Source organism: Burkholderia sp. AU27893 (genome assembly GCF_002223205.1).
Classification (GTDB): Bacteria; Pseudomonadota; Gammaproteobacteria; order Burkholderiales; family Burkholderiaceae; genus Burkholderia.
Genome location: NZ_NKFD01000003.1, coordinates 186,435 through 203,720, shown reverse-complemented (window position 1 = coordinate 203,720; position 17,286 = coordinate 186,435). Strand labels below are relative to the sequence as shown.

At 65.4% G+C, this 17,286-nt stretch carries 15 protein-coding genes and 2 pseudogenes; 3 read left to right on the top strand and 14 right to left on the bottom strand.

From position 1 onward, the window contains the following. Positions 1-95: 95 nt before the first annotated feature. Both CFB47_RS19010 and CFB47_RS19005 read left to right on the top strand, forming a co-directional pair. A pseudogene (locus CFB47_RS19010) lies at positions 96-326 on the top strand (toxin-antitoxin system HicB family antitoxin); the annotation flags it as partial. Positions 327-545: 219 nt separating this feature from the next. Next, complete coding sequence (locus tag CFB47_RS19005) at positions 546-3,635, top strand: heavy metal translocating P-type ATPase (RefSeq protein WP_089462031.1); 3,090 nt, start codon at positions 546-548, stop codon at positions 3,633-3,635. A 344-nt stretch (positions 3,636-3,979) separates the two neighbouring features. Here CFB47_RS19005 and CFB47_RS18995 read toward each other — a convergent pair whose 3' ends face one another. From CFB47_RS18995 to CFB47_RS18990, 3 genes are all read right to left on the bottom strand, one after another. Beyond that, the gene (locus tag CFB47_RS18995) at positions 3,980-4,459 is read right to left on the bottom strand and encodes a GNAT family N-acetyltransferase (protein ID WP_089461942.1); all 480 of its coding nucleotides are present in this window, start codon (positions 4,457-4,459) and stop codon (positions 3,980-3,982) included. 165 nt (positions 4,460-4,624) lie between these two features. Beyond that, entirely contained in the window at positions 4,625-4,780 is a 156-nt protein-coding gene (locus CFB47_RS41225) for a hypothetical protein (protein WP_006481665.1), read from the bottom strand. Positions 4,781-4,955: 175 nt separating this feature from the next. Further along, positions 4,956-6,356 (bottom strand): flagellar hook-length control protein FliK, encoded by a 1,401-nt coding sequence (locus tag CFB47_RS18990; RefSeq protein WP_089461941.1) that lies wholly within the window; start codon positions 6,354-6,356, stop codon positions 4,956-4,958. A 360-nt stretch (positions 6,357-6,716) separates the two neighbouring features. Here CFB47_RS18990 and CFB47_RS42140 point away from each other — a divergent pair. Further along, positions 6,717-6,917, top strand: a pseudogene (locus CFB47_RS42140) (integrase); the annotation flags it as partial. A 503-nt stretch (positions 6,918-7,420) separates the two neighbouring features. Here the strand turns inward: CFB47_RS42140 and CFB47_RS18985 are convergent. From CFB47_RS18985 to CFB47_RS18935, 11 genes are all read right to left on the bottom strand, one after another. Beyond that, the gene (locus tag CFB47_RS18985) at positions 7,421-7,993 is read right to left on the bottom strand and encodes a LysE family translocator (RefSeq protein ID WP_179250251.1); all 573 of its coding nucleotides are present in this window, start codon (positions 7,991-7,993) and stop codon (positions 7,421-7,423) included. Positions 7,994-8,050: 57 nt separating this feature from the next. Beyond that, complete coding sequence (ilvA, locus tag CFB47_RS18980) at positions 8,051-9,577, bottom strand: threonine ammonia-lyase, biosynthetic (RefSeq protein WP_089459164.1); 1,527 nt, start codon at positions 9,575-9,577, stop codon at positions 8,051-8,053. A 7-nt stretch (positions 9,578-9,584) separates the two neighbouring features. Then, complete coding sequence (locus CFB47_RS18975; protein WP_089461940.1) at positions 9,585-11,186, bottom strand: gamma-glutamyltransferase family protein; 1,602 nt, start codon at positions 11,184-11,186, stop codon at positions 9,585-9,587. Continuing rightward, the gene (locus tag CFB47_RS18970) at positions 11,183-12,010 is read right to left on the bottom strand and encodes a thioesterase II family protein (RefSeq protein ID WP_089461939.1); all 828 of its coding nucleotides are present in this window, start codon (positions 12,008-12,010) and stop codon (positions 11,183-11,185) included. Before CFB47_RS18970 ends, CFB47_RS18975 begins: the two co-directional genes overlap by 4 nt. 21 nt (positions 12,011-12,031) lie before the next feature. After that, on the bottom strand, positions 12,032-12,655 hold the full coding sequence (locus CFB47_RS18965; protein ID WP_089428868.1) for a LysE family translocator: 624 nt from the start codon (positions 12,653-12,655) through the stop codon (positions 12,032-12,034). A 69-nt stretch (positions 12,656-12,724) separates the two neighbouring features. Then, a complete protein-coding gene (locus CFB47_RS18960; protein WP_089441432.1) occupies positions 12,725-13,303 on the bottom strand; it encodes a GNAT family protein in 579 nt (192 codons plus the stop codon). Further along, entirely contained in the window at positions 13,300-14,166 is an 867-nt protein-coding gene (locus tag CFB47_RS18955) for an alpha/beta fold hydrolase (RefSeq protein ID WP_256946711.1), read from the bottom strand. Before CFB47_RS18955 ends, CFB47_RS18960 begins: the two co-directional genes overlap by 4 nt. A 35-nt stretch (positions 14,167-14,201) precedes the next feature. Next, entirely contained in the window at positions 14,202-14,438 is a 237-nt protein-coding gene (locus CFB47_RS18950) for a phosphopantetheine-binding protein (protein ID WP_089428865.1), read from the bottom strand. 85 nt (positions 14,439-14,523) lie between these two features. Continuing rightward, positions 14,524-15,447: a chlorinating enzyme gene (locus CFB47_RS18945; RefSeq protein ID WP_089428864.1), complete on the bottom strand. Its 924-nt coding sequence runs from the start codon at positions 15,445-15,447 to the stop codon at positions 14,524-14,526. 29 nt (positions 15,448-15,476) lie between these two features. Continuing rightward, on the bottom strand, positions 15,477-15,734 hold the full coding sequence (locus CFB47_RS18940; RefSeq protein ID WP_089428863.1) for an acyl carrier protein: 258 nt from the start codon (positions 15,732-15,734) through the stop codon (positions 15,477-15,479). Next, the gene (locus CFB47_RS18935; protein WP_089459169.1) at positions 15,667-17,268 is read right to left on the bottom strand and encodes an amino acid adenylation domain-containing protein; all 1,602 of its coding nucleotides are present in this window, start codon (positions 17,266-17,268) and stop codon (positions 15,667-15,669) included. The genes CFB47_RS18940 and CFB47_RS18935 overlap by 68 nt, the downstream gene beginning before the upstream one ends. Positions 17,269-17,286 lie beyond the last annotated feature (18 nt).

Below are 17,286 nucleotides of genomic sequence, written 5' to 3'. Positions count from 1 at the left end.
GGCGACATCAAAGCGGTTTCGGCTGGCTTTGGATCTGTCTCAGCGGAGTTCGAGTTGCCATCTGGATGGACAAATGGTGTCATTATTGACACCGGCTCGACGCGACGCCGGAAGGCGCGCTCGCCGGCATCCGCCGACTCGTCGCCGAGGTCGTGCGCGACATGACCGCGAACGGCGAAAAGGTGCCCGAACCGATCGCCGACCGAACCTATAGCGGTGAATTCAAGGTCCGCATCCCGCCGCAAGCTCACCGCGCGCTGGTGATCCAGGCCGCCGAACAGGGCGTCAGCCTGAACCGTCTCGCCAGCGCCAAGCTCTGCGCGTAGCCAGCCACGCGATCGCGTGCAAGCACGTGACGCCCGGCCTTCCTCGTGGAAGGCGGGCGTTCGCTTTTTCCGGGCCGTGGCACCCTGTGAACAGGGATGGCCTTGAGCCGATCCGCCCGCCTTGCATCGCATGCATCATCCACCGCTTGACCTTACCATCGTGGGAATGTTGATACTGGGATCATTGGCGGCATGAGCCGCGCATTCAGGAAATCCGACATGACTGAACCACTTGCCTCCGCAGCGCTGCATACGATCGAGCTGAGCATCGACGGCATGCATTGCGGCGGCTGTACGGGCCGCGTGCAACGGGCGCTGGCCGCGGTGCCTGGCGTCGTCGAGGCGGCGGTTGACCTCGACACGCACACCGCGACGGTGACTGCGCAGGAAACGGTCGACGCCGCGCAACTCGTCGAGGCGGTCGGCGCAGCCGGCTACCGCGCCGCCGTGCGCGACCCGCTGCTCGGGGGCGCCGCGACGCCGCATGCCCATCCTGTCGAAGCCTCACCCGCGCCGCTGGCCGCAGCCGCTCCCACTGCCCGCCACCCGCTTCCGGCCGACAGCACCACCATCGAACTCGATATCGACGGGATGACCTGCGCATCGTGCGTGTCGCGCGTCGAAAAAGCGCTGGCGAAGGTGCCGGGCGTCACGCGCGCGTCGGTCAACCTCGCGACCGAGCGCGCCACCGTCGATGCCGCGGCGAACGTTTCCGCCGCGCAACTGGTGGACACCGTGAAGCAGGCCGGCTACGGCGCGACGCCGACGGTAACGGATGCCGGCGTCGCCGCGTTCGCGCCTTCGCTGCCTGCCGCGCCCGCCAGCATCGAACTCGACATCGACGGGATGACGTGCGCGTCCTGCGTGTCGCGTGTCGAAAAGGCGCTGGCGAAGGTGCCGGGCGTCACGCGCGCGTCGGTCAACCTCGCGACCGAACGGGCCACCGTCGACGCCGCGCCCGATGTAACCGCCGCCCGGCTCGCCGAAGCCGTGAAACAAGCCGGTTATGGCGCGACGCCGGTGGCCGGCGCCGCGATCCCGCCGGCAGCCGCCATCGCCCCCGCCGATCTCGAACTCGACATCGGCGGGATGACCTGCGCATCGTGCGCCGGCCGCGTCGAGAAGGCGCTGGCCGCCGTGCCGGGCGTCGCGCGCGCTTCCGTCAACCTCGCGACCGAGCGTGCGTCGGTGCACGGCGCTGGCGCGCTCGACGCCGCGGCGCTGATCGCGGCCGTCACCACAGCCGGCTACCGCGCGTCGCTCTCCGCCGCCTCATCAGCCGGCGCCACCGCCGGGGCTGACGCGCAACCGGGCAGCCCCGCGCAAGACCCCGACACCCGCAAGCACCTCGAAGCGATTCGCGAACGCGACCTCGTGATCTGGTCCGCCGTGCTGAGCGCGCCCCTCGTCGCACCGATGCTCGTCGCGCCGTTCGGCATCGACCTGATGCTGCCCGGCTGGCTCCAGCTCATGCTCGCATCGATCGTCCAGTTCGGCTACGGCGCGCGCTTCTATCGCGCGGCCTGGCATGCGGTGAAGGCGCGCACCGGCAACATGGACCTGCTCGTCGCGCTCGGCACGTCGGCCGCGTACGGGCTGAGCCTGTGGATGCTGCTGCGCGATCCTCTGCATCCCGGCCACCTGTATTTCGAGGCGTCGGCCGTCATCGTCACGCTGGTGCGCTTCGGCAAGTGGCTCGAGTCGCGCGCGAAGCGCCAGACCACCGACGCGATCCGCGCGCTGAACGCGCTGCGTCCCGACCGCGCGCGCGTCGTCGAGCACGGCGTCGAGCGCGACGTGCCGCTGGCGCAGGTACGCGTCGGCACCCGCGTCAGCATCCGTCCCGGTGAGCGCGTGCCGGTCGACGGCCGGATCGTGTCGGGCCGCTCGCACATCGACGAATCGCTGATCACCGGCGAAAGCCTGCCCGTGCCGAAGGACGACGGCGACCCCGTCACGGCCGGCTCGATCAACGGCGAAGGCGCGCTCGTCGTCGAAACCACCGCGATCGGCGCGGAGACGACGCTCGCGCGCATCATCCGCCTCGTCGAATCCGCGCAGGCCGAGAAGGCGCCGATCCAGCGGCTCGTCGATCGCGTGAGCGAGGTGTTCGTGCCGGCGATCCTCGGCATCGCGTTGCTGACGCTGGTCGGCTGGCTGATCGCCGGCGCCGGCACGGAAACCGCGATCCTCAACGCGGTCGCGGTGCTGGTCATCGCGTGCCCGTGCGCGCTCGGCCTCGCGACGCCCGCCGCGATCATGGCCGGCACGGGCGTCGCGGCCCGGCACGGCGTGCTGATCAAGGATGCGCAGGCGCTCGAACTCGCGCAGCGCACGACCGTGATCGCGTTCGACAAGACCGGTACGCTGACCGAAGGCAAGCCGTCCGTGACCGCGTTCGAAGCGGTCGACGTACCGCATGACGAAGCGCTCGCGCTCGCGGCGGCGGTGCAACGCCAGAGCGACCATCCGCTCGCGCGCGCCGTGGTCGCCGCGCACGACGCCGACCTGGCCGCACGCGGCGGTGCGGTGTCGTCGCCTGTCGCCGCCGATGCGCGTGCGGTGGCCGGACGCGGCGTGGAAGCACGTGTCGGCGGGCAGTTGCTCGCGCTCGGCAGCACGCGCTGGCGCGACGAGCTCGGCATCGCGGCGCCGCCCGCGCTCGACGCACGCGCGGCGGAGCTCGAGCGCGCGGGCAATACGATCTCGTGGCTGATGCGCGCCGACGCGCCGCGCGCGTTGCTCGCGCTGATCGCTTTCGGCGACACCGTGAAGCCGGGCGCCCGCGACGCGATCGCGGCGCTGTCGGCGCGCGGCGTCGCGAGCGTGCTCGTGACGGGCGACAACCGCGGCAGCGCGGCCGCCGTCGCGGCGTCGCTGGGGATCGGCGAGGTGCATGCGCAGGTGCTGCCCGACGACAAGGCGCGCGTCGTCGCCGAGCTGAAGCGCACGCACGGCGGGATCGTCGCGATGGTCGGCGACGGGATCAACGATGCGCCCGCGCTCGCCGCGGCCGATGTCGGCATCGCGATGGCGACCGGGACGGACGTCGCGATGCACACGGCCGGCATCACGCTGATGCGCGGCGACCCGGCGCTCGTCGCGGACGCGATCGACATCTCCCGACGCACGTACCGGAAGATCCAGCAGAACCTGTTCTGGGCGTTCGTCTACAACCTGGTCGGCGTGCCGCTCGCGGCGCTCGGCTGGCTGAACCCGGTGATCGCGGGCGCGGCGATGGCGTTTTCCAGCGTCAGCGTCGTGACCAACGCGTTGCTGTTGCGGAGATGGAAGGGGCGCGCGCGGTGATGTGTGGCGAGGGCGTGGGCTGGTGACGTGTGCCGGTGACGTGTGCCGGTGACGTGTGCCGGTGACGTGTGCCGGTGACGTGTGCCGGTGACGTGTGCCGGTGACGTGTGCCGGTGACGTGTGCCGGTGACGTGTGCCGGTGACGTGTGCCGAACGGCCGTTCGGCGTTCGGCGTTCGGCGTTCGGCGTTCGGCGTTCGGCGTTCGGCGTTCGGCGTTCGGCGTTCGGCGCTTGGCACTTGGCGCTTGGCGCTTGGCAAACAGGCAGGATCGTGAGGTCGGCCGGCATTGGCCGATGGCGAGTCAAAACGCCAGCGCACGACAACGCGGCGCCGGCCGGTGGCTTCAGTCCGAAATGACTGGCTTGATCAAGGTCGTCGTGATCGGCGCGAAGCCGCACGCACGATACAGCGCGCGGGCCGCCGCGTTGTGATTGAACACCGACAGCCCGATCTCGGTGACGCCGTACCGACGTGCCTCGGCATCGAGCGCCTCGAGCGTCCGCGTGGCCCAGCCCTGGCGGCGCCGGGACGGGGTGATGTCGAGGTCGTAGATGAACAGCGTGCGGTTCGGCCCTTCAGGCACGATCGCGTACCAGAGGTCGCCCACCGCGTCGCCGCTGGCGCCGTCGATGAGCACGACGAGGGTCTGGCCGGAGGTACGCAGGCCGTCCGGCAGCAGCGTGTCGAAACAGGCGCGCGCCCGGCTGGCCGCGTCTTCGACAGCATTTTGTCCGGATGAAACGAGATCGCTCGCGTAGCCGTCGATGGCTCGCGTGCGGTACGCGTGGAATTCGCTGGCCGTCATCGGCCGCATCTGCAGCATGGCGCGGTCACCGTGAACGGAATCGGACTTCCAGTGTAGCGGGACAGTCGCGCCGGCGCGCGATGCAGCGGCGGAAAGCGGACAGGCAGGTGCGGCAGGCGCCGCGCTGGCAGCGAATCAGCGAATCAGCGAATCAGCGAATCAGCGAATCAGCGAATCAGCGAATCAGCGACGGTACAGGACGATCGGCACGAGGTGCGCACGACGCACGCGCTCGGCTTCGGCACGACGCGCAGCGTACGAGTATTCGGCGTCGAGGGGCAGGTGCGGGGACACGAAAAGGTCGTCGATCTTTTGCAGCAGGGCGAGGATGAAGCTCATGTGAGACTCCTGACAGATGTGGCTAGGGTTTTCCCTTAGATGGACTCCATTCTAAGGGTTTTCCCTGAACTCTGCCAGCGCACCGCATCAGTTTGCCGCATGCGCGCGACGGCGGATCGCCGGTACATCACGGCGATCCTTGCTCCGTCTAGCTCTCAGGATAGGGTCGAAACGATTACCGCGTGCGGCGAGCGCGCTTCGCAACGGCGGCTTCGCGGTTCGCGTTGCGCTGAAGCCGGTCGACCTGCGACAGAAGCGCCTCGTGATGCTCCTCGAGCGTCATCAGCGTTGCCTGCTGCGTCGACAGATCGGCCGCGAGGCGATCGATCCGCTGCTGCTTCGTCGCGACGTCCTGCTTCAGGTGCGCGATCTGCCGCGTCTGCATCACCAGCGCGATGAGCCCGGCCAGCACGACGACGGCCAACGCCAGCAGCAGGCGGTTGACGCGGCGCATCTCGCGATCGGCCGTGCGCGTCAGGCCATCCACATCGGCCTGCAGGGCGGCCAGCCGGTCGGTCAGCGGGCGCAGGTGCGTATCCGGATCGAAGGCCGGCGCGGGCGGTTGCGTGCGCTCCGCCGACGGCTTCGTGACAAAGGAGGCAGCGGAAGCCAGCGGCTGGGTGACGGGGGATACGGTGACGTCGGCCCGCGGCGCGGCGTCATGGGCCTTCGCGGCGTCGGCCGTGTTCGCCGTGTTCGCCGTGTTGGCGGCAATCACCGGCTTGGCCGGCTGCGCCGACGTTTGCGGCTCGACCGTCGTCACCGTGTCCGACACCGGGCTCGCACCGGCCGCCTCCGCCGCCGTGCCAACGCTCGTCACGATCGGCGCGGATTGCTCCGTTGTCGCGTCGCCCGCACCGGCAGCCGCCCGCCGTTTGCCGCCCGACGACGCACGGCGTTCCTTCACGGCATCACCGGAGGACCGCCCTTCGCGGGATTTAACGGCGGCAGCAGCAACAGCCTTCTCTACTTCGCCATCAGCCGCTTGAGATCCGGTCGCCTTCACCTCAGCACCCTCATCTGCTTGCAGCTTGGTCGCCGCCGTTGCGGCGCCATCGCCCGCAGGCCCGTCGGCGGCCTTCGTTGCGACGCCATCGCCCAGGGAAATATCGACCGCCTTCATCGCAGCCGCGCCAGAAGCCGGCGCGACGTCGACGTTTGCGTCACCACGACCTTCAGGCGACGAAACGCCATGCGCCACCGTCGCGTCTCCAGGCGTCACGGCACCTTCCGCTGCTTCAACATGCCCTGCCGCGGCGACTCCATCCGGCGCACTGAACCCGTCCAGCGCAGCCTGCCGCCCTGACGCCACATCGTCCGCGACATCGATAGCCGCCTCGGCTTGCGCGCCCGCTTCGTCACGCGCCGCGGCCGGCACACGCTCGCCCGGCTCGAGCACCGGATCGCCGAACAGGTCGAGCGTCCGTTCGTCTCGCGACGCGTCGCCGGCCGGCGCACTGCCGGACCGCACCGTCGCCCTCGCGGACGTACTGCCCGCGGCAGCAGCCGAGCGCGGGCGCGAACGGGCCGACGAACGATTGGAACGGAAGCGAGGCGAGGAAACGGATTCGGTCATTTCTGCCAAATTACTGTCCAAGAACATCTATCGAATTCCAACTATCTCTAAACAAATCAATAATTTGCATCATCAACCTGTCCATTTTACGCTGACAGAATTCCACCCTATCCAGTGATTTCCGATGGGCGATGTGATGGGCCTGAAACCGATGCTAACCGACAAACAAGCCAAAACGCTCAAACCACCCGACAAACCCGGCTTCGCCGGAAAAGTGACCGGACTACTGAGCGGCGCAGACCGCATCGACCCGCGCAATCGGGATCGAGAGGCGCCAGTGTTGCGGCGGCCCTTGCGTTCGAGCAAGCCGCCCGCCAAGTCCAGGACGAACGTGAGCCCAGGTGAACGAGTAAAAAGCATGCAATCCGCTGGATCAGCAGCCTGGAAGGCGACGTCTTTCCCCGGCTCGGCAACCGGACGCTCGACGCGATTGACCGGGCTACTTGTGCAGACGCCCTACACCCGATCTGGCTGACGAAGACTGTTACGGCCAGCCGCACTCGTCAACGCATGCATGCCGTCATGCAGTGGACGCGGGCACACGGTCACATCGCAGCGAATCCTGTCATGGCAGTCGACTACACCCCTCCAAAACAGTCGACCCAAGCGACACACCAACCGGCAATGCCGTGGCCCCTGGTGCCGCAATTCGTCGCGACTCACCTTGCACAGCACACACCGGGTCGAACGAAAGGCCCGGATCCAGGTGCACTGTTTCACCCAACTGCGACATGCCATAGGACTCGACGTCCTGCCGCCTGCCGGCACCATCAAAAAGGAAATTGCTTCCGGCGTGAGGTCAATGCCGGAATGGGTGCGGCGCTCGATCGCAAGGTCGACGATGTCACCAACCCGATGTCGACCGAGGGCCTGGCTGATCCAGCCGGCGGGCGAACTGCGCGCACGCTAACGCCGGCGCAGCGCTCCGTCTATACCAAAGTGAGGCAATGCATCAGTCGAAAGCCTTGTCGCGAGCGCTCGCGGATGGGCGGCAGGGTATCCGGGACATCTGCACCCGCAAAGGCCGCCCCCCCTAAATGGCGAGCAGCACGATCACCGGAGGCTCATTTGACGAGTGAATACAGGAGGGTTCCGGAAAACAACACCAGCAGCATCGACGCAGAACGAAGCAGCGTCGTAATATGCCGCGGCCCGGATGCCAGGACGCTCGTCACGCGCCCCAGGCTGGCCCACCCCGTCCCAATAGGCACGAGCACCAGTAGAAACGCACCGAATGCCACGACCCCGTTGCCGGCATCATGGAACGCCTGCAATGGAAATGCCGTGCTGGCCAGCAGAAAGGCCTTCGGATTCAACAGCGTGGCGACGAACAGGTTCCGCCACGTTACGGCCTTCGCGCGCTTGTCCTCTTCCATCCGGCCCTGCGTCCACATGTTGATCGCCAGCAACAGCAGGTACGACGAACATGCGACCTTGATCACGGTCAGGACGTGAGGATGCGCCACCGCGAACGTCAGTAGCGAAAATCCCCACACGGAGATGGCGATGACATAGCCTGCCGCCTCGGCAAGCACAAGCGGCAGCGTTCGCGCCAAGCCGACACTGATGCCCGATGAAAACAGCAACGTGTTGGTCGGCCCCGGGACAACCAGCACCAGAGCCGCGTAAAAACACATCGTGATCAATTGGTGAGTATTCAACGTAGCCTCGAACGACGTGTTAGCCGCCTTTTATCAGTATTCCGGATGACGAAGCGATGCCAGATACGGTCGCGCATCGATCTGTTCGCTGAACTCGAAATTCGTCGCCTCTAGTGCGCGGGTCAGCCGGGACGAATCGGCGCGATCGCATCGTATCCCGATCAGCACCCGCCCGTAGTCGAACCCTTCGTTACGATAGTGGAACAGGCTGATATCCCACGCATCGTCGAGTGTCAGCAGGAACTCCAGCAACGCGCCGCGGCGCTCCGGAAACATCACCTGAAAGAGCCTTTCCTGCTCGAGATGCCATGCGTCCGCGCCGACGAGCTGATGCCCATACGTCTTCCACAACGTACTGCCGCCAAGATCCGTGGCCCGGTAGCCAGCCGTTTCCAGGTCGTGAATGATGCTTTGCGCGTTCTCGGCACACGGCGTCTGCACCCCCACAAAAACCTGCGCGTCGCGTCCGGTCGTGCGGCGGTAGTCGAATGCCGTCACGACACGCTCGCCGAGCTGCTCGATGAGTGCGCGAAAACTCCCGGGACGCTCGGCGATCGATACGGCAAGCCGCACCTCCCGGTGTTCACCGATCGTCGAGCGCTCGGCGATATAGCGCAGCTGATCGAAATTCATGTTGGCCCCGGACGCAATCGCAACCAGCGTCGCCCCCTGCAGCTGTTCGCGCTGCTGCCAGGCCTTCAATCCGGCGAGCGCCAGTGCGCCCGACGGTTCGAGAATCGAGCGGGTATCGACGAAGACGTCCTTGATCGCCGCGCAGACTTCGTCGTTGTTCACCAGCACGATGCCGTCCAGATACTGCTTGCACAACGCGAAACTGTGCGCCCCGACCTGGCGTACCGCCACACCGTCGCAAAAGCGACCGACGTGCGCGAGCCGCACCGGCGCGCCGCCGGCGAGCGCCTGACTCATGCTGTCGGCATCGTTCGGCTCCACGCCGAAAATCCTGATCTGCGGCTTCACGCGCTTGACGTACGCGCAAATGCCGGCAGCCAGCCCTCCGCCGCCGATCGGCACGAAAATCGCATCGAGCTGGGTCGTCTGCTGCAGAATCTCCATCCCGACTGTGCCCTGCCCCGCAATCACATGAGGATGGTCGAACGGTGGGACGAAAGTACGCTTTCGATCGTTCGCGCAGGACAGCGCGGCATCGCACGCGTCGTCGAAATTGTCACCGCACAGCACCACCTCGGCACCGTAGCGCTTCACGGCTTGCACCTTGATCGCAGGCGTCGTGTGAGGCATGAACACGCTGGCCTTGCAGCCCAGCGTGTGCGCCGCGAGCGCCACGCCTTGCGCGTGATTGCCGGCCGAAGCGGTCACCACCCCGCGCGCGAGCGCGTCGCTCGACAGCCGTGCCATCAGCGTGTAGGCACCCCGCACCTTGAAGCTGAAACTCGGCTGCATGTCCTCGCGCTTGAGCAACACGCGACTGCCGAAACGCTCGGAAAGCCGGGACAGGCATTCGAGCGGCGTCTTGACCGCGACGTCGTAGACGGGTGCGTTCAAAATACCGGTCAGATAGTTGAATTCTGCATGCATGGCGTGATCAATCATGAACTGGATCGTGGCGGTCCCGACATGTGTCGCGCTCCGCCGCTGCCGCCGACCATGGCGACGAGACGAACGCACCGCCCGTCAGCTGTCGGGTTTCCGCATGGCGCAGTACGACGTTAGGGCAACCGAACAGATTCGGCGCGATCAGGTTGGCCGCGCGCCGAACCTCGTGCGTCGCGCCGATCGCATTCACGACCGATGCTTCGATACGCTCGTCGGCCGTGACCCACGGGTCGCCGCTCACGTCCAGGCGCGGAAAGTGAATCGCGTCCTCGACCGACATGCCGCAATCGACCAGATACGTAATGAGCTGCATGACGGCCGGCATGATCCGTCGACCACCCGACGCGCCCAGCGCAAGCACGTCGCCACTCGCTCGCCGGATCACCGTCGGGCACATGTTCGACAGCGGCACCGCACCGGGCCTGATCGAATTGGCTGTCCCCGGCCGGGGATCGAACCACATGACGGCATTGTTCGTGACGATGCCGGTTTGCGGCAACGTCACTTTCGAGCCAAACATCGACAATAACGTCTGTGTCAACGCGACCGCGTTGCCATGTCGGTCGACGACACTGATATGCGTCGTGCACGTACCGCGTCGTGCGTCGTCCGTAGGTGCCCCGGCGCCGATACGCTCGGCATAGGTCTGCGCCAGCGCGTCGGCAATGCGCGAAAAGAATCGCGCGTCCGGAACCGCCATGCCGTCGCAGGCCGGTTGCCGTGCGAACAGCGATAGCGCGCAGGCCAGCGCGGGCCCCGCGGTCAGTTCCGATGAGGTCAGGATGGCCGCATCGCGGTAGCACAGTGCTTCGATCTGCTTGATCTCGGCGCCATAGGCGGCCAGATCGTCGATGCACAGGCGCGATCCCACCGCCGCGAAATCGGCAGCGATCCGGCGGGCAAGCGCGCCGCGGTAAAAATCCTCGCCGCCACGCTCGGCAAGCGCCTCCAGCGTGGCGGCCTGATGCTCGAGCATGATGGGCGGGGCGGCGCCGGACCAGTCCGACGCGGGCACGTGCCCACCGGGCAGATAGCATGCCGCGCTCGCCGGATAACGTGCGAGCCCCGGGGCAGCCGACGCCACCTTCAAGGTCAGATACCAATCGACTTCGAGCCCCTCGCGAGCACAGCGAACCGCCGGCTCCACGAGCCGCCGCCACGGGAGCGAACCGAACTCACGGTGGGCCAGCGTCATGCCGGCAACCTGCCCCGGCACGCCGATTGAAAACGGGCCTTCGAGATTTCGATCGTCGACGACCGCTGGCCACCCGAACATGCCCCGTGCAGATTCTCCGGTCAGGCGATAGTCGTCGGGCTCGAGCGCCAACGGGGCCCTCGCCGCGAAGTCGATATTGAATGCGGTTTCGTCGGCCGGCGCGACGACCATATGCCCCACGCCGCCCAAGCCGCTTTGCCAGGGTTCAAGCACACCGATTGCAAAGCTCGCGGCGATCGCCGCGTCGATGGCGTTTCCGCCCTCCTCCAGCACCGCTGCCCCGATGCGTGATGCCTTGTAGTGCTGACTGACAACGATGCCGCCGGAAGCCGAAACCACGGGTTTCCTGATCTGCCAGTTTTCAAAGTGAGTCACTTCATGCCTCTGTCGTGATTGAGGGCGCACGTGACGCGTGCGGGCGAAGCCGGGCTGCCGTGACAAGGCTGCAGCGACCGCAGGACGATCGTGGCCAGGTGATCCAGTACGGCCTGCATTGCCGACTGAATGAAAAAATGCCCACCGTCGAAGCGCGTGATCGAAAATTGCGTCGACGTGAATACCTGCCACGCCAGCGCATCCGCTTCCGACACCAGTTCGTCGTCCTTCCCGGCGAGCACGTGGACCGGTATGCCCAGGTCGCGCGGCGTACTGCGCCATGTTTCCCGACACTGCAGATCGGCACGGATGGTCGGCATGAAGGTGTCGATGAAGTCTCTCCGCTCGAGCGCGACGGCCGGCAACCCGTTGAGACGTATCAACGCGTCGATCAACGCATCGCGCGGAAGGACGTGCAGCACGTGCTCGCGGCGCAGCGGCAGGTGCGGCGCGGCACATGCGGACGCGACGAGTGCAGTCGGACGACGTCCCAGGTCGACGAGCCGACGTGCCAGCTCGACCGCGATGACGGCCCCCATGCTGTGGCCGAACAGCGCGAACGGAATGTCCGCGCGGTCGCCGACGACACGAACCAGTTCATCGACGACGGCATCCATGTGCGTCAGCGCGGGTTCGGAAAACCGGCCCCCCCGCCCGGGCAACTCGATCGCGCACACTTCGAGGTTCGCCGGCAGCGCCTGCCGCCAACCGGCAAAAATAGAGGCGCTGCCGCCCGCGTAGGGCAGGCAATAAATCCGCGCGTCAGGTTTCCCGTTCGCGGAAAAAGACACGAGACCGCGGCTCGACTTGACGATTTCCGGCATGGCGAATGCGCTCGATCGAGCTTATTTCCAGAACAGCAACGGCACGCACGCCAGCAGCAGCAGCGCCATCGTGCGGTTGTAGATCACGCGCGCGCGTTCGGTCTGCAACAGGGTCTGCATGCCGACGCCCAGCGCCGCCCACACCGACACCGCCGGGAAATTGATCACGATCATCAGGATGCAGATGCCGATCACTGATGAAACGAATCCCTGGCCATCGACCGAGAACAGAACGATCAGGTTCGCGGCCATGAGCCAGGTCTTGGGATTGACGAACTGGAACATGGCGGCCTGAACGAACGAAAACGGCTTCGTTTCCGCCTCTTTCGCGGCGGGACGCCCGGCGTTCGCAATCTTGTAGGCGAGGTACGCCAGGTAGAGCGCGCCAATCACGAACAACGCCAGCCTCGCCGCCGGATACTCGATGAAGACGACCCCGAGCCCCGTTGCGCTCAGCATCACCAGAACGGTCGCGCCCACCGTAATGCCCAGCAGATGGGGCAACGTGCGCACGAATCCGAAGTTCGCCCCCGACGCAGCAAGCATGACGTTGTTCGGGCCCGGCGTAATCGACAACGCGAGAATATACGCAGCGACCGCCAGTGGTTTGAATTGGTCGATCCCTGATGAAAGAGCAAACGACATGAAGTGCCTCGTGACGGATAGGATTGCAATGGCTGCCGGGAGGCAGCGGGCGTTGATCGTGAATCGCGGTCAACCTGCGATCGGGTTGACGAATTTCTCGATTTCTTCCAGCTCTTTCCGCAGCACGCGATAGCTGATCGTTTTTACCGGAGTCCGAAGCATTGGCATATCGATGGTGCCTTCACCCTGCGGCTCGATCCCGAGCTTGCGCTTGACGCTTTGCGCCGAGAGATTGTCGATCGGCGTTTCGAAGCGGATGCATTTCAGCGAGAATCTTTCGAAGAAAATGCGCATGGCCGCCGGATACGAAACCGACCCGATGCCGATGCCGCGATACCGGGCCTGCCAGATATGAGCATGCATGACGGCGCTGCATCCCGGGCTGAGATGCGTCAGTTCATGTACGCCGATTGCGCGGCCCATGTGCCGGATCGCCAGGATCGGCGCAGGTGCGGCACCGCTGCAGTTCCATCGCACCAGAATCGTCAGCAGCTCCCGCATCCGGCGCTCGCTCGGCAGCTTGTCGACATCGACATTCATCGACTCCATCAGGGCCGAAGGCGAGCGATACCAGTAGTCGAGACAGGGGGCGATGTCCTGCTCGATGAAGTCGTCCACGTGGATATCCGACAGATGAATCCGGTTCATGATTGCGCCAGAATGAAGTCGATGATCGAGCGATTCACCTCGGCTGCCTTTTCAAGGTGAAGGAAATGCCCTGCCCCCTCGACGACCTTGCGTGTCAGGGCCGCCGAGAAATACCCCGGCACGCCGTCGCCGACGAAGGCGTCGAGGCGCCCTTCCCGATCGTGCGTGCCATGCATCAGCAGCGTCGGCACCGGTACCGGCCCGGCGGCGATGCGTGCCTGCTCCGCATGCCGCCGCGGATCACGCAACGGGACGTGGCGGCAACGATATTGCGCGAGCGCAGCCTCGAGCACGCCCGGCTGGCGAAACGTGCGCTTCACCGATTCGATCGTGTCTCGCGGCACGTCCCAGTTGCGGGAAGCATCACGCCACCACGCTTCGATGAAGGCGAAATCGTCATGGGCCAGTACCTGCTCGGCCGACGGCGACTGGAAGAAGAACGTATGCCAGATTCCCTTCAGGTATTCGTAGTGCAATCGCTGCGCGGCATCGGGACGACTCCAACCCAGCGCGACGAGCTTCGTCACGCGCTCCGGAAACAGGATCGAGGCCGCGATGGACGCCTGCGCGCCCCAGTCGTGTCCGACCAGAATCGCGTGCTCGAAGCCAAGCCCGTCGATCAGCGCGATCAGGTCGCCGGCCATATAGCAGGTGTGGTACTGATCCACCGGCGCTGCGCCCGACGGCGCATACCCGCGCAGGTACGGAGCGACCGCGGTAAAGCCGGCTTCCGCCAGTGCGTCGACCAGCGGCAGGAAAGTGAAGGCATTGTCGGGAAAGCCATGCGAGCATATGACCAACGGGCCGCTGCCTCGCTTCAGGTAATGTATCTCGACGTCGTCCGCATCGACCGCGCCGCGCATTCCGTCCGTGAGGGCCGGCGAGCAGGTAGCGTGGCTCATGCGACGCTGCTCAGGCGCTGTTCGACGATACCGGCGAAGCCATCGATCGTCGAATGGTTCATGAAGTCCAGCAGCGATACTTCGATGCCGCATGCCTGCTCGACCTTCGTCACCAGCACCGCCGCTGCCAGCGATCCGCCTCCCAGCACAAAGAAATCCGCATCGGAAGCGATGTGCTCGATACCGAGCGATTCGGAAAAAAGGCGCTTCACGAGTGCCCTGGTTGTCTGCATGTCCACTCCGTCGCATTGATCGGAACGCCGCCGTCCTTGCCATCCCGCAGGATGCGGCGCTCCGGATATTTCCCGTGCCGGGCCGTCAGCCGCGACCCTCGAAGGCGAACACCTGCCCTCTCGCATTGTTATGGACACGCTTGTTATGCCCGTAGTGGTCCTCCCCCGACACCAGGACCACGCCGTATTTGTCGAGCGAGATGGAACTGCCGTACTCCTCAACGACATCCGTATTCGGATACACCTTCACACCGGTCGGAACGTAACGGCTCGCGTATCCAAGTCGCGTCGTGTCGGTCGTCGAATTTGGAAACGACGAATGCATCAACGTGGACCAGAAGATCACGCACTCGCCTGCCTGCATCTTGATCGACACCGCCTGCGATTCGTCCGGCTTCCACGACGGATCCTTCTGAAGGGTGCGGTAGTCGTAACCGAAAAAGCCGCGCTTGATCCCGTCCTTTTCCTGGTTATTGATCTTCGACGAGTCGTAGGCCATCTTCTTCGACTCGTCGTAGAACATCTCCTCGTGCGTGCCGGGGATGAAGCGAAGGCAACCGTTCTCCTCGGTCGCGTCGGTAAATGCCGTCCATGCGGTAATGGCACCGCCGAACCGGCTGTCCCCGGGCCAGACGATCTGCGGTTCGCCCGACGCATGCGCGAACGTGTCGGCCTGATGCCAGTCCGTACCCTCGTCGCCCGGATACTTCGGAAACATCTCCGATCGCCAGCACAGCAGGTCCGGGCCCAGCATGCCCGCCACGCGATCGACGATCTCACGCTTGCCGATATGCTCGCTGAGCAGGTTCACGTCCAGGTGACGATCGTAATTGGCGATGGGGCTGGTTGCCGGCAGGTCGTAAATCGCGTATTCCCTGTCGAACAGCTCGGCCCGGATTGCCCTGTAGCGTTTGCGCGCCTCCTCGGGCGAGTACACGCGAAACGGCCCGAAGAAGCCCTGTGCGCGGAATTGAGCGAGTTCGTCCGGAGTCAATGAAAACTGCGTCATGTCGGTCCTCTTGATTGAGTCACTTCGTGCTATTTCTCGACGGCCGTCGCAGCGACGGCCGCCGCGCGATAAAGCTCGGCCCAGCCGGCCAGCGTCGGCGTCAGCATCAGCTTGGCCGTGGGTACGGTCACCCCCAGATCCGCTTCGATCTTGACTTGCAGTTCGACGATCGACAGCGAACTTGCGCCGAGATCAAAAAAATCGTCGTCGTCGCCGACCTCACGATCCTTCAACAACCCCGCCAGCCGTTTCCGAATGGGCTCCTTGAACTGCAGCGATTCGCTCATGCTCCTCTCCAGTGTTGCGGGTCTCCCGCGAACTCATCAGACGCTTCCTGTTGACCTTGCCGTTGGCAGTCAACGGCAGCGCCGCTTGCACTTCAATCACGTCGGGGATCATGTAACCCGCCAGACGCTGCCGAAGGTACTGTCGGACCGCCGCCCGGACCTTGGCAGGATCCCCGGGCGACTGTACGAATGCGACGAGCCGCTTCTCCCCCAGCTCGTCCTGGCCGACCTCGACGATCGCGTCCTCGACACCGTCGGCCATCGCGAGCACCTGCTGCACCTGTTCCACCGAGACGCGATACCCGCGGATCTTCACCTGCCTGTCGAGACGACCGATGAATTCGTAGGTACCGTCGTCACGTTCGCGCACGAGATCACCCGTCCGATACAGTTTCCGATCCTGACCGTCGGGATCGTCGACGAAAGCGGCACGGGTCCGTTCCGGATCGTTCAGATAGCCGAGCGCGAGGCCGATCCCGCCCGCATACAGCACGCCCGCCTCGCCTCGGCGTACCGGCCGCCCGTTCTCGTCGAGTACGCGTACGGTGGTACCCGTGATCGGCTTGCCGATGGGTACCGTTGCGCCCGGTGGCGTAGCCGCCGTCATCGCATGACAGCAGGTAAAGGTCGTGTTTTCGGTCGGCCCGTACCCATTGATCACGGTGAGCGACGGGAACGCGGAAAGCACGGTTCTGACTGACTCCGGCTGAAGCACGTCGCCGCCCGCCAGCAGCACGCGAAGCCCCGCCATCAACGGGAGGCGGTTGCGAACCACGAGATGGAAAAGTGCAGCCGTCAACCACATGACCGTGACCTGTTCTTCGCGTACGAGACAGCCCATGGCATTCAGATCCAGCACCGGCGATTCCTCGACCACCAAGGTCGCACCGTTGAGCAACGCGCCCCATATTTCGAAAGTCGACGCATCGAACGTAATCGGCGCCATTTGCAGCACACGATCTTGCGCATTCAGCTCGATGTAGTTCGTCTCGACGACCAGCCGCCGGATCGCCTGATGCGGCACGAGCACGCCCTTCGGCCTGCCCGTGCTGCCGGAGGTAAACATTGCGTAGGCGGGCGAATCCGGCGCCACCGCCCGCGAACATGCACGCCTGTCGAGAACGTCATGCCGGGTCCACAACACCCCGTCCCGACCGACCTCGACGAGCACGATGCCTTCGAGATCCGGATCGAGCTGCAGATGCGCGGCGTATTCGGGCAAGGTCAGTACGACGCGCGCGCCGAGCTCCCGCAGATGCTCGTTCACTATCGCGGTCGGACCGGCCGGATCGACCGGAACGTAATAGGCGCCGATCTTCAACACCCCGATCATCGCGATCACCGCACCGGGCGAGCGCGGCAGAAGCAGCACGACCGGCGAACCGGCGGCCACGTCGAATCCGTCGAGACAGGCCGCCAACCGATCGGACAGCGCGTCAAGCTGATCGTAGGTGTAACGCGCGCTTCGCGCGGCAAGCGCCGTGTGCGTCGCATGAAGCCGGACCACCTGTCCGAATCGCTCGAGTATGCTCATCGCCGGCTCCAGGTCGAC

Bases quoted from the DNA above. Each gene is read 5' to 3' on its own strand.
- CFB47_RS19005 (WP_089462031.1), top strand. From the start codon at position 546: ATGACTGAACCACTTGCCTCCGCAGCGCTGCATACGATCGAGCTGAGC.
- CFB47_RS18995 (WP_089461942.1), bottom strand. From the start codon at position 4,459: ATGCTGCAGATGCGGCCGATGACGGCCAGCGAATTCCACGCGTACCGC.
- CFB47_RS41225 (WP_006481665.1), bottom strand. From the start codon at position 4,780: ATGAGCTTCATCCTCGCCCTGCTGCAAAAGATCGACGACCTTTTCGTG.
- CFB47_RS18990 (WP_089461941.1), bottom strand. From the start codon at position 6,356: ATGACCGAATCCGTTTCCTCGCCTCGCTTCCGTTCCAATCGTTCGTCG.
- CFB47_RS18985 (WP_179250251.1), bottom strand. From the start codon at position 7,993: ATGTGTTTTTACGCGGCTCTGGTGCTGGTTGTCCCGGGGCCGACCAAC.
- ilvA (WP_089459164.1), bottom strand. From the start codon at position 9,577: ATGCATGCAGAATTCAACTATCTGACCGGTATTTTGAACGCACCCGTC.
- CFB47_RS18970 (WP_089461939.1), bottom strand. From the start codon at position 12,010: ATGCCGGAAATCGTCAAGTCGAGCCGCGGTCTCGTGTCTTTTTCCGCG.
- CFB47_RS18965 (WP_089428868.1), bottom strand. From the start codon at position 12,655: ATGTCGTTTGCTCTTTCATCAGGGATCGACCAATTCAAACCACTGGCG.
- CFB47_RS18960 (WP_089441432.1), bottom strand. From the start codon at position 13,303: ATGAACCGGATTCATCTGTCGGATATCCACGTGGACGACTTCATCGAG.
- CFB47_RS18955 (WP_256946711.1), bottom strand. From the start codon at position 14,166: ATGCGCGGCGCGGTCGATGCGGACGACGTCGAGATACATTACCTGAAG.
- CFB47_RS18950 (WP_089428865.1), bottom strand. From the start codon at position 14,438: ATGCAGACAACCAGGGCACTCGTGAAGCGCCTTTTTTCCGAATCGCTC.
- CFB47_RS18945 (WP_089428864.1), bottom strand. From the start codon at position 15,447: ATGACGCAGTTTTCATTGACTCCGGACGAACTCGCTCAATTCCGCGCA.
- CFB47_RS18940 (WP_089428863.1), bottom strand. From the start codon at position 15,734: ATGAGCGAATCGCTGCAGTTCAAGGAGCCCATTCGGAAACGGCTGGCG.
- CFB47_RS18935 (WP_089459169.1), bottom strand. From the start codon at position 17,268: ATGAGCATACTCGAGCGATTCGGACAGGTGGTCCGGCTTCATGCGACG.